The organism is Collimonas rhizosphaerae, from assembly GCF_038896935.1.
GTDB lineage: Bacteria > Pseudomonadota > Gammaproteobacteria > Burkholderiales > Burkholderiaceae_D > Collimonas > Collimonas rhizosphaerae.
In genome coordinates this window covers 26,604-40,562 of the sequence record NZ_JBANDC010000021.1, presented here as the reverse complement: position 1 = coordinate 40,562, position 13,959 = coordinate 26,604, and the positions used below count along the sequence as shown (strand labels likewise).

Below are 13,959 nucleotides of genomic sequence, written 5' to 3'. Positions count from 1 at the left end.
CGGCTTGTCGAACATCAACAGCTTGCCACTCTGGAAACACCCAGATGCAGCCGATTTATTTTACTTCCTATCCCTGCTCAGTTGGGGGACAGAGTAACAGGCCCTAGCCGCTGTCTCACAATGATTAATTTTACCCATTCTGATTGATGTTGGAAGAACAAGCAAAAATCCCGCCGCCGGCCAGCAAGCTTCAAATCTGCTGGCGCGCTGGGATCGCCACCTATAGACACGTTAACCTGGTCACCCACCATCTGCTGGGGGCTTTGCTGACGCTGGTGGTGGTGGCGTATTTTCTGTTTTGCGGACTGTTCCTGGGTTTGCGTTATGTAGTGCTGCCGAACGTCGGCTACTACAAGGCCGAGGTCGAGCATATCGTCAGCAAGACAGTCGGCAATCCGATTTCGATCGGCACGATCCAGGCCTCCTGGCATGGCTTGCAGCCGCGCCTGGTGCTGGACAACGTCGTGGTGCACGACAAGGGCGGCCAGCCGGCGCTGACGCTGCCGCAGGTGGCGGCCACCATTTCCTGGCGTTCGGCGCTGGTGGGGGCGGTGCGGCTGGCTTCGCTGGAGATCAATAAACCCGATTTGCAAATCGAGCGCGATGCCCAGGGCAACCTGTTCGTCGCCGGCATCCTGGTCAACTCCAAGCAGGAAAACGACGGCGCCGGCGCCGAATGGCTGCTGGCCCAGCGCAAGATCGTGATCCGCGGCGGCCAGGTACGCTGGCGCGACGACCTGCGCAAGGCGCCAGAGCTGGTCCTGGCCAATATCGACCTGGTGCTGCAAAACCGCTGGCGCCGCCATCAGCTGTCGGCGCGGGCGACGCCGCCTGCCTCATTTGCGGCGCCGCTGGATCTGCGGGCGGATTTTGTCCATCCGGTATTTACCCACAAGACCGCCGATTTCAAGCGCTGGACCGGCACCCTTTACGCGAACCTGCACGATGCCGACCTGACGGTGTGGAAGCCTTACTTCGATTATCCCTTCGAGATCAGCCAGGGCAAGGGCGCGGTGCAAGCCTGGCTTGACCTGGACCATGCCAAGGTCAGCAACTTTACCGCCGACCTGGAGCTGAACGACCTGGCCATGCAGCTGCGGCCCGACCTGCAGCCGCTCAGCCTGGCGAATATCAGCGGACGCATTTCCGCGCATGAGGAACTGGGGCCGGCGCCGCAAGATGGCGCGCCGACCTTCGGCGCCAACGGCCATGCCGTGACGCTCACCGATTTTTCCCTGAAAACCGCGGACGGCCTGAGCCTGCCGCGCACCACCATCAGCGAATCCTATGCGCCGGCGCGCGGCAAGCAGGCGGAAAAATACAGCTTGCAAGCCAAACAGCTGGATTTGCAGACATTGGCGAGTTTCGCCCAGCGCTTGCCGCTGACAGCCGCGCAGATCAAGATGATTGACGATTTTGCGCCACGCGGCCAGTTGCGCGACTTTGCCGCGCAGTGGCAGGGCGCTTATCCGGCAATCGTGTCGTACAGCGCCAAAGGCCAGTTCGACGGTTTGACCGTCAACGCCCAGGCGCCGCATGCGGCGCAGCCCAAGACCGCCAGCCAGCCGGCGCAAGCCGCGGTGCCTGGCATTCCGGGGATCGAGAACCTGAGCGGCAGTGTCGACGCCAACCAGGACGGCGGCAGCGTCAGCCTGAAATCGGAAAAAACCCAGCTGGAATTGCCCGGCTTCTTCGATACGCCGCTGCTGCCCTTCGACAAGCTCGACATGCAGGCGCGCTGGCATTTCCAGCAAAAGAATGTGCTGCTGCAGATCGACAGCATGGATTTTGTCCAGGACGGCCTGGCGGGATCGCTCTCGGGCACGCATCTGCTGCCGCTGCAAGACCGCCACGGCGTCGCGCTGGGGGTGATCGACATGACCGGCAGCATCAGCGAATTCAACCTCAAGAAAATCGGCACTTACCTGCCGCTGCATACCCCCGAGCATTTGCGCAACTGGCTGGTCGGCGCGCTCAAGGAGGGCAAGGCGAAAGACGTGACGATCAGGCTCAAGGGCGACCTGGCCGATTTCCCGTTTCACACGGACACCGCGAACGCTAAACCGAAAGGCGAATTCAGCGTCGCCGGCAAGATAGAAAACGGCACGCTGGAATACGACCCCTCCCACGTCGGCCAGGATGGCAAGCAGCCGCTGTGGCCGCTGCTGGAAAAGATCGAAGGCACGTTTGCGGTGGACCGTACGCGCTTGCAGATCAAAGCCGCCACCGCGCAAACCTCGGCGGTGACGGTAAGCGACGTGACGGCGACAGTGCCGGACCTGGCGTCGCATGACGAGATGCTGCTGATCGACGGCACCGCCGCCGGCGCCTTGCAGAATTTCGTGCAGTTCACCAACAATAGTCCGGTGCTGCACTGGATCGACGGTTTCACCAGCGAATCGCAAGCCAAGGGCAATGCCAAGCTGCAGTTGAACCTGCAACTGCCGCTGGCGCATGTGATCGACGCCAAGGTCACCGGCGTGCTGCAATTCCAGAACAATGACGTGGTCCTGCAAAAGATCATCCCGCCTATCGCCAACGCCACCGGCCAGCTTGAATTCAATGAAAAGGGCTTCAACCTGAACGGCATCAAAGGCAGCCTGCTGGGCGGGCCGGTGCAAGCCAGCGGCGGCACCCAGGCCGATCGCCAGACTGTGATCAAGATCGAAGGCAGCGCCGGCGCCGACGGCTTGCGCGCCATGTATCCGGCCGCGTCGATGCAAAAGCTGCTGTCGCACGCCAGCGGCAGCAGCCGCTATACCGCCACCGTGGCGATCCGAGAGCATCATCCTGAGCTGGTGGTCGAATCCAGCCTGCAAGGCATCGGCCTGGATTTCCCGGAACCCTTGCGCAAGAGCGCCAGCGAAGCGATGCCGCTCAAGTTCGAGTGGCTGGGCGTAGCTTCCGACGATGCGGCGATGGCGCGCGACGAACTCAAGCTGGCGCTGGGATCGGCCGTCGTTGCGCGTTACCAGCGGCAGAAGCCGCTCGGCAAGAGCGCCGCCGAGAACGGTAAACCGGCCGACTGGAAAATCCTGCGCGGCGGCATCGGCATCAATGCGCCGGCGCCGGACCCGGATAGCGGGCTGGCGATCAACATGAATGCCAAGACCTTGAATGTCGACGCCTGGAACAACCTGGCCGGCGCCTTGAACGAAGATGGCGCCGCCAAGGCCGGCGAGGAAACACCCCTGACCGGCCTGGCGCAGTATGCCGAACCGAACCTGGTGTCGGTCAAGGCCGGCCAGCTGGTCCTGCTGGGCAAGACGCTGGACAATGTGGTGCTGGGCGCTACCCATCAGAAAAACGCCTGGCAGGTCAACATCGATTCCAGGCAGGCTTCGGGCTACGTCACCTGGAATGCCGCGCCATCGGGCCGCGGCCTGGGCAAGGTGACCGCGCGCCTGTCTTCGCTGATCATTCCGCAAGGCGGCGAGACGGATGTCGGCGACGTGCTGGAAGGCAAGGGCGGCTCTACCCAGATTCCAGGGCTGGACATCATCGCCGAGGATTTCCAGCTGCTGGGCAAGAAGCTCGGGCGGCTTGAACTGAGCGCCAACAACGTGCGCGCCAATGTCGGCAACGAATGGCGCATCCATAAGCTGTCGATCAAGAATCCCGATGCGGAATTGAAGGCCGACGGCAAATGGACCACCGTCAACGGCGACAACACCACCAGCCTGACCTACGCCATGGATATCGCCGACGCCGGCAAGCTGCTGGATCGCTTCGGTTTTGCGCATGTGCTGCGGGCCGCCAAGGGACGCATGGATGGCGAAGTCAGCTGGAAGGGGTTGCCGTTCACCATGGATATCCCGTCGCTGTCCGGCCAGATCAACCTGGACATGGCGGCCGGCCAGTTCCTGAAGGTCGATCCCGGCGCCGCCAAGCTGCTCGGCGTGCTCAGCCTGCAATCGCTGCCACGCCGCCTGACCCTGGATTTCCGCGATATTTTTTCTGAAGGTTTCGCTTTCGACAGCGTGGTCGGCACCGCTTCGATCACCCAGGGCAAGGCGCATACCGACAATTTCAAGATGCGCGGCGTGAGCGCCACGGTGCTGATGGATGGCGTCGCCGATATCGCGCGCGAGACCCAGGACCTGCATGTTGCGGTGCTGCCGGAAATCAATGCCGGCACCGCTTCGGTGGTGGCGCTGGCGATCAATCCGGTGATCGGCATCGGCACTTTCCTGGCGCAGCTGTTCCTGCGCGACCCGCTGATGCGGGCCTTCACCTTTGAATATAATATTACCGGCGGCTGGACCGATCCGGTCGTGACCAAGCTGGACCACAAGACCGACACGCCGGCGGCCGGCACCCCCGACCTGTCGTCCGGCCGCTAAGCAGCCAGCCAAGCAGTTATCCAGGCAGCCGCTCCGGCAGCTGCCCCAGCACAGGAGCCAGCACAATGAACCAAGCACTCAGCCCAGCCAGTTTCAATGTCGCCGCAATCCAGATGGTGTCGACGCCGGTGCTGGAAGAAAATTTCAACACCGCGCGGCGCCTGGTCGCTGAGGCGGTTGCACAGGGCGCGCAGCTGGCGCTGCTGCCCGAATACTGGCCCATCATGGGCATGGTGGACACCGACAAGCTGACCTGCGCTGAAATCCTGGGCGAAGGGCCGATCCAGGCTTTCATGGCGCAACTGGCGAAAGAATACGGTATCTGGCTGATCGGCGGCACCTTGCCGATGATTGCCGATGAAGCCGGCAAGGTGCTCAACACCACCCTGGTCTACGATCCCGACGGCCGGCTGGCCAGCCGCTACGACAAGATCCACCTGTTCAGCTTCAGCAAGGGCGAAGAATCCTACGACGAGGCGCGCACCATCGTCTACGGCAAGGACACCGGCAGTTTCCAGGCGCCGTTCGGCAAGGTCGGCTTGTCGGTCTGCTATGACCTGCGTTTCCCCGAGCTGTACCGGGCGCTGGGAGATTGCGCCCTGATCGTGGTGCCGGCGGCGTTTACCTACACCACCGGCAAGGCGCACTGGGAAATCCTGCTGCGCGCCCGTGCCATCGAAAACCAGTGTTACGTGCTGGCGGCGGCGCAGGGCGGCAAACACCCCAACGGCCGGCGCACCTGGGGCCACAGCATGCTGATCGACCCCTGGGGCGAAATTAAATCGGTGCTGGCGGAAGGCGAGGGCCTTGTCAGCGGCAGTATCGACCCCCATTTCCTTAAGGGAGTGCGGGATAGCCTGCCAGCATTGCTGCATCGCAAATTATAGGAATAATTGGCAATACGATATGACTATTTTCGCCGTCGAGGCCAGCCCCGCCTCGGATGCTCTACAATCCGTACCAACACCACAGTAAAACCGGAATACCAATGAAACCATTCGAACCAAACCTCGGTACTTTAGCCATTGCACGCGATATCCTGCTGACCCCGTTCGGGCTGGACGAATCGAGCTTGCTGAAAGCGCTGGGGACCATGTTCACGCACAAGGTCGACTACGCCGATCTTTATTTCCAGTTCACCAAGAGCGAAGGCTGGAGCCTGGAAGAAGGCATCGTCAAGACCGGCAGTTTTTCCATCGACCAGGGAGTAGGCGTGCGCGCCATCTCCGGCGACAAGACTGCGTTTTCCTATTCCGATGAAATTTCCGAACGCGCCTTGCACGATGCGGCGGTAGCTACCCGCACCATCGCGCGCCAGGGCGCCGGCAAGGTCAAGATCGCTGCCGGCATGGCGCAAAGCGGCGGCCGCTCGCTGTACCTGCCGCACGATCCGCTGGTGTCGCTGGACGCCACCGAAAAGGTCAAGCTGCTGGAACGGGTAGAGCGGATGGCGCGCGCCAAGGATCCGCGCGTGGTGCAAGTGATGGCCGGCCTGGCCGCCGAATACGATGTGGTGCTGGTGGCGCGCAGCGACGGCGTGATCGCTGCCGATATCCGGCCGCTGGTGCGCTTGTCGGTGACCGTCATCGTCGAACAGAACGGGCGCCGCGAAACCGGCAGCAGCGGCGGCGGCGGACGCTACAGTTACAGCTATTTCAGCGATGCCTTGCTGGAGGAGTACGCGGCCGATGCAGTCGCCTCGGCGCTGGTCAACCTGGACGCGCGGCCGGCTCCGGCAGGTCCGATGACCGTGGTGCTTGGACCTGGCTGGCCCGGTATCCTGCTGCATGAAGCAATCGGCCATGGACTGGAGGGAGATTTCAACCGCAAAGGCTCCAGCACCTTCTCCGGCCGCATCGGCGAACGGGTGGCGGCCAAGGGCGTTACCGTGGTGGATGACGGCACGATTGCCGACCGCCGCGGTTCGTTGAATATCGACGACGAAGGCAATCCTAGCCAGTGCACCACCCTGATTGAAGACGGTATCCTGAAAGGCTATATCCAGGACACCATGAACGCGCGCCTGATGAAGATGCCGGTGACCGGCAATGCTCGCCGCGAATCGTTCGCCCACCTGCCGATGCCGCGCATGACCAACACTTACATGCTGGCCGGCGACAAGGATCCGGCGGAAATCCTGGCGTCGGTGAAGAACGGTTTGTACGCAGTCAATTTCGGCGGCGGCCAGGTTGATATCACCAACGGCAAGTTCGTGTTTTCGGCGAGCGAAGCCTACATGATCGAAAATGGCAAGGTCACCTATCCGGTCAAGGGCGCCACGCTGATCGGCAACGGCCCGGACGTGCTCAACCGGGTCTCCATGATCGGCAACGACATGAAGCTCGATCCCGGCGTCGGCGTTTGCGGCAAGGAAGGCCAGAGCGTGCCGGTCGGCGTCGGCCAGCCTACGCTGCGCATTGACGGCGTGACCGTCGGCGGCACCGCTTAAGGCGATGGCTGAAGCAACCATGATGGAATGGCACTGGCTGCCGTTCCAGGAGCTGAGCACCGTGCAATTGTATGCAGCCATGCAATTGCGGCAGCGCGTGTTCGTGCTGGAGCAGACCTGCGTATTCCAGGATGCCGACGGCGTCGACCTGTATTCCTGGCATGGCCTGGGTTACCTGCCGAACGGCGAACTGGGCGCCTACGCGCGCATCGTGCCGCCGGGGAAGGCGTTCCACCTGCCGTCGATCGGGCGGGTAGTGACCGCGCCCGAGCTGCGCGGCAAGAGCGCCGGCCACGAACTGATGCGGCAGGCAATGGCGCAAACCGCCAGGCTGTTCCCGGGGCATGAGGTCAAGATCGGCGCGCAAGCGCACTTGCAGCGTTTTTATGGCAGTTTTGGCTTCCAGCCGGTTGGCGAGCTGTACGACGAAGACGGCATTTCACACATCCACATGATTGCGCCGGCCGCGCAGTGATCTGTCACGCGGGTGTCGGCTTGACTGGCGCCAATGCTTCGACTTTCCTTTGCAACAGATCCGTGGCGGCAATCAGTTCGGCAAGTAATTGATCGCCTACCTCAAGATGGCCTTCATACTCGGCGCACATTGCGCCGCTGATGGCATAACGCTAGCACGCGCCAGATTTCCGGTTTTATTCGCAGAGTGTGTTCCAGGCATTGGAAAACAATATAACGATTATCCGAGCGGTAGCCGTGCCAGCGCAGGGCAGCCAGCGCCAGTGCGTGCGACGCGTTATACGCCAGGTCGAAACGACTCTCGACGGCAAGGCTGGTGTTGGCGGAATCGGCCAGCCGGGCTTTCGCCGAGCGCAGCAACCCGTTGAATTCGCCCTGGTTCGCCGGTTCCGATTTCAGATTGCCGGTCTTGAACAGGTTTTCAAGATTCTGGGAGGACATCCGCAGAGCCTAGCAGAAAAATTTTCGGCTGCTCCAATAGGCGCAGCACGAAAGCATTTTTCTCCATTAGCTTACGTTCCAGTTCCTGCATTGAATAAATCGAGGGATTCACCGGCCTCGCAAGCTTCGCTTCGCTGTCGCTTAGCAAGGTGTACAAATCTGCGTAAGCTACATGGTCGCTGACGATGAATATATCGATGTCGCTTTTTGCCGTGTCGCTGCCTTTGGCAATAGAGCCATAAATAAAAGCTGTGCGAATTTTATCGGATAGAGGCAATAGCGCGGCGCGTAAAATGTCCGCCAGGCCGACTGTCTTGAGCATGATGCCGCGCAGTTCCTCGAAAATCGGCGCCTCGCGATTCGCCTGGTAATGTTTCTGGTTGCCGATTCTTTTGGTTGTCACCAATCCTGATGCGGTCAGCTTTTCCAGTTCGCGTTGCACGACGCCGATTCCTGAATCGACAAATCGCACAATCTCGTTTGTATAAAAGCTGCGCTCTGCATTGACGAACAGCAGCCCCAGCACTCGCTGCTGTACCTTGGAAAAAAGCGCATCTGCCAATCCGATTGAATTGATACCCATAAATGGAATGTTAATACCCTATTTGGGTATTGTAAAGCTGCTTTGCATTCTGGCTCGCCAGCTCAAATCGGGTTATCCTCCTCAGGCAAATTGATCGCCGTCTTTAACCGGGAAGCTGAATGAGCCAGAGCTTGCAAGCGATTGCGGAACGACACGATGTTGACGACCGCATCTTCAAGGAAGAGATCGCCACCCAATACCAGCCGGTGGTCCTGCGCGGCTATGTCAAACACTGGCCGGCGGTGCAGCTGGCCAAAACCTCTACCGAAGCGATTTGCGGCTACCTGACGAAGCTGGATAGCGGCAGCGACGTCGACGCCATCATGACGCCGCCGCAAGCCAAGGGCCGCATCTTCTACGATGAAGCCATGAACGGTTTCAACTACCTGCGCAACCGACTTCCGGTCTCCGCCATCGTCGAGCAATTGCTGCGTTACCGGCAGTTTGCCAACCCGCCCGCGGTTGCGGCGCAGAGCGCACTGATCGCCAATTGCCTGCCGGGTTTCCTGGACGATAATTCATTGTCGGTGCTTGGCCCCGAGGTCATCCCCAGGATATGGATAGGCAACGCCGTCACCACGCCCGCGCATTTCGACGATGCCCATAATATCGCCTGCGTGGTCAGCGGCAGGCGCCGGTTTACCTTGTTCCCGCCGGAGCAGATCGGCAATCTTTACATCGGACCCCTGGATTTCGCACCCACCGGCGCGCCGATCAGCATGGTGGCGCTGAACGAGCCGGACTTCGAGAAGTATCCCAAGTTCAGGGAGGCCCTGAAGGCAGCCCAGGCGGCCGAGCTGGAGCCGGGCGATGCGCTCTACATACCGCCGCTGTGGTGGCATCATGTCGAATCGCTGCAGGCATGCAATATCCTGGTCAACTACTGGTGGGGTGGCGCGGTCGGCACTGCCGACTCCATCCATTCCGGCTCCGACAGCCTGATGCTGGCGCTGGTCAACCTGAAAAAACGCGCCCCGGCTTATCGTCAGGCCTGGGCCAGCATCTTCAACCATTATGTGTTCGACTCCGGCCAAGATTTGACCGCGCACATTCCGCCGCATCGGCATGGCGTCCTGGGCGACATGTCGGCGGAGCAGGAACAGCAGGTGCGGAGCTACCTGGCGAACAAACTGAAAGGCCCGTAACGGACGGGCGGTGCTCAACCTTCATCAACTGGAAAAATCATGTCAGACGTCAGCTCGCCGCAGCAAATAGCCGCATCATTGACAGAACACTGGTCGCCGCGCGTAGTCGCCGAGGTTGACGATTCTTACGTCAAGGTCGCCAAGGTAAAAGGCTCCCTGGCCTGGCACAGCCACGATCAGGAAGACGAACTGTTCCTGGTCCTGAAAGGCCGCCTGCGCATCGAAATGGAAGACCGCACGGTTGAACTGGGCGAAGGGGAGATGTTTGTCGTGCCCAAGGGTGTGCGGCATAACCCCGTGGCGGAGGAAGAGTGCCACCTGATGCTGATCGAACGTAAAACGACGCTGCATACCGGCGACGTCGTCAGCGACAAAACGCGCTCGCTGGCCGAGCAGCTGCGTCCGGTCTGATAGCAGGTTTGCGGGCCTGCATCACGCTGGGTTTTGTTCACGCTCCAGCAGCGCATGCTTGCGTTCCACTCCCCAGCGATAGCCGGAGGCGCTGCCGTCGCTGCGGATCACGCGATGGCAGGGAATCGCCACTGCCAGGCTGTTGGCGGCGCAAGCTTGCGCGACGGCGCGTACCGCCTTGGGCGAGCCGATGCGGGCGGCGATCTCGGCGTAGCTGGTGGTGCTGCCGGCCGGGATGTCGCGCAGCGCCTGCCACACGCGTTGCTGGAAAGCGGTGCCGCGCACGTCCAGCGGCAGGTCCAGGCCGATGGCAGGCGCTTCGATGAAACCCACCACTTGCGCCACCAGCTGCTCGAAGTCATGGTCGGCGCCGATCAGGTGCGCGCGCGGGAATTTATCCTGCAAGTCATGCGCCAGCGCGTTGGGATCGTCGCCCAGGAAGATGGCGCAGACGCCGCGTTCGCTTTGCGCCACCAGGATCGCCCCCAGTGAACATTCGCCGATCGCAAAACGGATATCGGTGTTGGCGCCGCCGGCACGGTAGTCGGTCGGCGTCATGCCCAGCACTTTGCCGGAAGCTTCATAAAAACGGCTGTTGGAATTGAAGCCGGCGTCGTAGATCGCCTCGGTGACGGAATGGCTGTGGCTGAGATGGTCGCGCACTTTTTTTGCCCGGTGAGCGTTGGCGTAAGCCTTGGGCGTCAAGCCGGTGACGGCCTTGAACACGCGATGGAAATGGAACAGGCTGAGGCCGGCGTCGGCGGCCAGCATTTCCAGGCTCGGCAGTTCCTCCGCGCGCTCGATGCGGCGGCAGGCGGCTGCTACCAGTTCGGCGTGATGGGCCGCCACCGAGGTCTGGTCGGCGCCGCGTTTGCTGGGCCGGTAGCCGGCTGCTTCGGCTGCTTCCGGCGTATCGAAAAACTCGACGTTTTCGGGGCGCGGCAGGCGTGTCGGGCTGCTCGGGCGGCAATACACGCCGGTGGTCTTGACGGCATACACAAATTGCATGTCTGCAGCCGGATCGCGCGCCAGCACCGCTGCCCAGCGCGGATCGCGTTCGGCAGCCTGCCTGGCGGTGTGTTGGTATTGTGTCAGCGGTCGCATATCGGTTTCCGGTTGGATATCGTAGCTGTACTTTAGCAAGGCGTCGGGGGCGCGGCACTCCGAGTCTTGCTGTCGAATTCAGACCATATCATTAGCCGGCGGATTTTTCGGAAAACGCCACAAATACCAGGCGGCCACGGTGCGGTATGGACTCCAGGCCAGGCCGATGTCGCCGATCTGTTTCCTGGTCGGCGCCTGCGGCAGGTTCTTCAGGCGGCGATAGCCTTCGCGCACGCCGAAGTCGTCGGCCGGCAGGATATCCATGCGCTCCAGCGTATAGATCAGGAACATCTCGACTGTCCAGCGGCCGACGCCGCGCAGGCTCGTCAGCCGTTCGATGAGGGCGGCGTCGCTCATGGCCGCAGCGTCGGCGCGCAGAGGCACGACGCCATCCAGCGCAGCCTGGGCAATGCCGTGGATAGTGGCGATCTTGCCGGCCGAGAAGCCGCAGCCGCGCAAGACATCGACCGGCGTATCCAGCAATTGCCGTGCGCTTGGAAAAGGCGTGCCGGCATATAGCGCCAGCATGCGGCCAAGGATGGCGTCGCCGGCGCGCGCATGCAGCTGCTGGTAGGCAATCGCCCGCACCAGGGCTTGATAGGGATCGCGCGCCGGTTTGGCGGCGTGGCGGCACGGGCCGACATGGGCGATGTGGCGCTCCCAGTCGGAATCCAGCGCCGAGAGGAATTGCTCGGCTTCAGAGTAGGCGTTCCCGGATGTGTCCGCGGCGATCATGGTTGAACCAGGCATTTAGGCAGCCTTGCGAAAAGTGAGGTTGATCCTTTGTCCGCCGAGCAGAGGATGCTCGGCTTCCTTCAGCGGCAGCACGCCGTGGTAGCGCAGCCGGTCGACGCCGCCCCAGACCACGACATCGCCATGGAACAGCGGCACGCGGGCTGCCTTGTCGCTGCGCTCATGGCCGCCGAACAGGAACATCGCGGGGATGCCCAGCGAGACAGAAACGATGGGGGCGTCGTAGTCCTGTTCATCCTTGTCCTGATGCAGCGACAGCCTGGTTCCCGGCTGGTAGCGGTTGATCAGGCAGGCGTCCGGCAGGAAGCCGTCGAATCCGGCCTGCGCTGCGGCGGCTTGCGCCAGCTGCAAGAAAACGTCGGGCATGGCAGGCCAGCGGCGGCCGCTGTCGGGATCGATAGCGCTGTAGCGATAGCCGCGGCGGTCGCTGGTCCAGCCGAGAGCGCCGCAGCACGTCATGGCTACCGACATGCGGAAGCCGCCCGGCGTCACCAGGTGGCGGAACGGCGATGCTTGCTGGATTGCTTCCAGCTGCGGCAGCAATTGCGCTACGTATGGCGTGGCGAAAGCGCGCAATACGACCGCATCTTGCGCCAGTTGCTGCTGGCGGTTATCGGACAATTCCTCGGTGTCGAACAAATCTAAAGTCATGTGATGCTCTTCATAAGGCGTCATGGAAAATCACGCCCAGCGTGTGCCGCGACCCGGAGCGGATGCGGCTGACGCCATGCCGTAAATTTACCCTATATGCGCCGCGCTGGCCCTGGACCGGGCGATTGTGGACGGCAAACACGACAGCGTCGCCCTGGACCAGGGGAATGACTTCGGGACGCGATTGCATGCGCGGCCTTTGCTCGGTCATCACGAATTCGCCGCCGCTGAAATCGCGGCCAGGTTCGGATAGCAGGATCGCCGCCTGCAGGGGAAACACGTGTTCGCCGTACAGGTCTTGATGCAGGCAGTTGTAGTCGCCGGCGCCGTATTGCAGCATGAGCGGCGTCGGACGCAGTTGTCCCGCCGCGTGGCAACGAGCGATGAAATCGGCATGCCGTTGCGGGAAGCGGACGCCGATATCCATGGTTTCGTGCCAGCGGTTGGCGAGCGGCGCCAGCAATGGATAGAGGCCGGTGCGCATGGCGCCGACCAGGTCGGGCAAGGGATAGCTGAAATATTTGTACTCGCCGCGTCCGAAGCCGTGGCGTTCCATCAGCACCCGGCTGCGGAAGATATCGTCGCGCGGATAGAGCGCGATGAGCGCCGCGCATTCTTCTGGCGTCAACAGGCGCGGCAGCAGGGCGCTGCCGTAGTTGTCCAGGTCCTGGTAGACGTTTTCCCAATCGATGCGGTTGAGCCGGTCGGCGATGGCGCCGCCGTCCGGCACGGCGCGGCGCGCGACGGCGTTCATGCCCGCGCCTCGCGCCGCAGCAGCGCCTGCTTGCGTTGCACGCCCCAGCGATAGCCCGAGATGTCGCCGTCTTGCCTGATGACCCTGTGGCAGGGGATGGCCAGCGCCAGCAGGTTAGCGCCGCAAGCGCCAGCCACCGCACGCACGGCATCGGGCTTGCCGAGGCGATTGGCGATGTCCTGGTAGCTGGCGGTGGCGCCCGGGGGAATTTCCAGCAGCGCCTGCCACACTTGCTGCTGGAAACCGGTGCCGCCGATGTCCAGCGGCTGGCTCAGCCGGTATTCCGGCCAGGCTATCGCGGTATTGATTTCCGTGATCAATCCTCGCAGCGCGTAGTAGCTCAGGGCGAGCTTTGCCCTGGGGAAGCTGCGCGCCAGTTCGCTGGCCAGGACTTGTTCGTTATCGCCGAACATGATGGCGCAGATACCGTGCGAGCTCTGGGCCGCCAGGAATTTCCCCAGTGGACCGTCGCCGACGGCGTAGCGGATCTGCTCTTCCACGACAGTATCGGGTTGCCTCAAATAGAGCCCTGTCGAGGCAGTGCCGTGCAATGTGTCCATGATTTACTCCAAAGTGGTTGATGGTTCCCAGTCTAGGCAGGCAACCGAACCGTCGCACTCCGGCTCTTGCGGTCGAATTCAGTAATGTTAAATAGGGTCAGAGTCGAATTGTTGACCGGTCAACAATTCGACTCTGACCCTATTTATTCGGACTGCATGCCCTGGTGCTCGGGGAGTTTTGAATAATTCGACTCTGACCCTATTTGTTTGGATGCGGGCTGCATGCCTTGGTGCTCGGGGAGTTTTGTGCGGAATTTACATCAAATTTCGCATATATTTGATTTTCAGTCA

At 61.8% G+C, this 13,959-nt stretch carries 13 protein-coding genes; 6 read left to right on the top strand and 7 right to left on the bottom strand.

Annotation, left to right across the window (positions count from 1 at the left end; genetic code table 11):
* Positions 1–146: 146 nt before the first annotated feature.
* From V8G57_RS22590 to V8G57_RS22575, 4 genes are all read left to right on the top strand, one after another.
* Positions 147–4,343 carry a YhdP family protein gene (locus V8G57_RS22590; protein ID WP_342831309.1) on the top strand — a complete coding sequence of 1,399 codons (4,197 nt, stop codon included), beginning with the start codon at positions 147–149 and terminating at the stop codon, positions 4,341–4,343.
* Between the two features lie 65 nt (positions 4,344–4,408).
* A complete protein-coding gene (locus V8G57_RS22585) occupies positions 4,409–5,230 on the top strand; it encodes a carbon-nitrogen hydrolase family protein (RefSeq protein ID WP_342831308.1) in 822 nt (273 codons plus the stop codon).
* Positions 5,231–5,331: 101 nt separating this feature from the next.
* A complete protein-coding gene (gene tldD / locus V8G57_RS22580; protein WP_092401085.1) occupies positions 5,332–6,792 on the top strand; it encodes a metalloprotease TldD in 1,461 nt (486 codons plus the stop codon).
* A gap of 19 nt (positions 6,793–6,811) precedes the next feature.
* A complete protein-coding gene (locus V8G57_RS22575; RefSeq protein ID WP_342831307.1) occupies positions 6,812–7,267 on the top strand; it encodes a GNAT family N-acetyltransferase in 456 nt (151 codons plus the stop codon).
* A gap of 113 nt (positions 7,268–7,380) precedes the next feature.
* Here the strand turns inward: V8G57_RS22575 and V8G57_RS22570 are convergent, their stop codons facing one another.
* Both V8G57_RS22570 and V8G57_RS22565 read right to left on the bottom strand, forming a co-directional pair.
* On the bottom strand, positions 7,381–7,707 hold the full coding sequence (locus tag V8G57_RS22570) for a hypothetical protein (RefSeq protein WP_342831306.1): 327 nt from the start codon (positions 7,705–7,707) through the stop codon (positions 7,381–7,383).
* Positions 7,688–8,290 (bottom strand): nucleotidyltransferase domain-containing protein, encoded by a 603-nt coding sequence (locus tag V8G57_RS22565; protein ID WP_092401091.1) that lies wholly within the window; start codon positions 8,288–8,290, stop codon positions 7,688–7,690. Before V8G57_RS22565 ends, V8G57_RS22570 begins: the two co-directional genes overlap by 20 nt.
* A 119-nt stretch (positions 8,291–8,409) precedes the next feature.
* Here V8G57_RS22565 and V8G57_RS22560 point away from each other — a divergent pair, with 119 nt between their 5' ends.
* Together V8G57_RS22560 and V8G57_RS22555 are read left to right on the top strand one after the other, a co-directional pair.
* Complete coding sequence (locus V8G57_RS22560; RefSeq protein ID WP_342831305.1) at positions 8,410–9,435, top strand: cupin-like domain-containing protein; 1,026 nt, start codon at positions 8,410–8,412, stop codon at positions 9,433–9,435.
* Between the two features lie 39 nt (positions 9,436–9,474).
* On the top strand, positions 9,475–9,846 hold the full coding sequence (locus tag V8G57_RS22555) for a cupin domain-containing protein (protein ID WP_342831304.1): 372 nt from the start codon (positions 9,475–9,477) through the stop codon (positions 9,844–9,846).
* Positions 9,847–9,867: 21 nt separating this feature from the next.
* Here the strand turns inward: V8G57_RS22555 and ada are convergent, their stop codons facing one another.
* The 5 genes from ada to V8G57_RS22530 all read right to left on the bottom strand — a co-directional run bounded on the left by ada (position 9,868) and on the right by V8G57_RS22530 (position 13,668).
* Positions 9,868–10,950, bottom strand: coding sequence for a bifunctional DNA-binding transcriptional regulator/O6-methylguanine-DNA methyltransferase Ada (gene ada / locus V8G57_RS22550; protein ID WP_342831303.1), 1,083 nt, complete (start codon positions 10,948–10,950; stop codon positions 9,868–9,870).
* A gap of 78 nt (positions 10,951–11,028) precedes the next feature.
* Positions 11,029–11,700, bottom strand: coding sequence for a DNA-3-methyladenine glycosylase family protein (locus tag V8G57_RS22545; protein ID WP_342831302.1), 672 nt, complete (start codon positions 11,698–11,700; stop codon positions 11,029–11,031).
* Complete coding sequence (gene alkB / locus V8G57_RS22540) at positions 11,701–12,354, bottom strand: DNA oxidative demethylase AlkB (protein ID WP_342831301.1); 654 nt, start codon at positions 12,352–12,354, stop codon at positions 11,701–11,703.
* Positions 12,355–12,364: 10 nt separating this feature from the next.
* Positions 12,365–13,108 (bottom strand): 2OG-Fe(II) oxygenase, encoded by a 744-nt coding sequence (locus V8G57_RS22535; RefSeq protein ID WP_342831300.1) that lies wholly within the window; start codon positions 13,106–13,108, stop codon positions 12,365–12,367.
* Positions 13,105–13,668 (bottom strand): methylated-DNA--[protein]-cysteine S-methyltransferase, encoded by a 564-nt coding sequence (locus V8G57_RS22530; protein WP_342831299.1) that lies wholly within the window; start codon positions 13,666–13,668, stop codon positions 13,105–13,107. The genes V8G57_RS22535 and V8G57_RS22530 overlap by 4 nt, the downstream gene beginning before the upstream one ends.
* Positions 13,669–13,959 lie beyond the last annotated feature (291 nt).

Bases quoted from the DNA above. Each gene is read 5' to 3' on its own strand.
- V8G57_RS22590 (WP_342831309.1), top strand. From the start codon at position 147: ATGTTGGAAGAACAAGCAAAAATCCCGCCGCCGGCCAGCAAGCTTCAA.
- V8G57_RS22585 (WP_342831308.1), top strand. From the start codon at position 4,409: ATGAACCAAGCACTCAGCCCAGCCAGTTTCAATGTCGCCGCAATCCAG.
- tldD (WP_092401085.1), top strand. From the start codon at position 5,332: ATGAAACCATTCGAACCAAACCTCGGTACTTTAGCCATTGCACGCGAT.
- V8G57_RS22575 (WP_342831307.1), top strand. From the start codon at position 6,812: ATGATGGAATGGCACTGGCTGCCGTTCCAGGAGCTGAGCACCGTGCAA.
- V8G57_RS22570 (WP_342831306.1), bottom strand. From the start codon at position 7,707: ATGTCCTCCCAGAATCTTGAAAACCTGTTCAAGACCGGCAATCTGAAA.
- V8G57_RS22565 (WP_092401091.1), bottom strand. From the start codon at position 8,290: ATGGGTATCAATTCAATCGGATTGGCAGATGCGCTTTTTTCCAAGGTA.
- V8G57_RS22560 (WP_342831305.1), top strand. From the start codon at position 8,410: ATGAGCCAGAGCTTGCAAGCGATTGCGGAACGACACGATGTTGACGAC.
- V8G57_RS22555 (WP_342831304.1), top strand. From the start codon at position 9,475: ATGTCAGACGTCAGCTCGCCGCAGCAAATAGCCGCATCATTGACAGAA.
- ada (WP_342831303.1), bottom strand. From the start codon at position 10,950: ATGCGACCGCTGACACAATACCAACACACCGCCAGGCAGGCTGCCGAA.
- V8G57_RS22545 (WP_342831302.1), bottom strand. From the start codon at position 11,700: ATGCCTGGTTCAACCATGATCGCCGCGGACACATCCGGGAACGCCTAC.
- alkB (WP_342831301.1), bottom strand. From the start codon at position 12,354: ATGACTTTAGATTTGTTCGACACCGAGGAATTGTCCGATAACCGCCAG.
- V8G57_RS22535 (WP_342831300.1), bottom strand. From the start codon at position 13,108: ATGAACGCCGTCGCGCGCCGCGCCGTGCCGGACGGCGGCGCCATCGCC.
- V8G57_RS22530 (WP_342831299.1), bottom strand. From the start codon at position 13,668: ATGGACACATTGCACGGCACTGCCTCGACAGGGCTCTATTTGAGGCAA.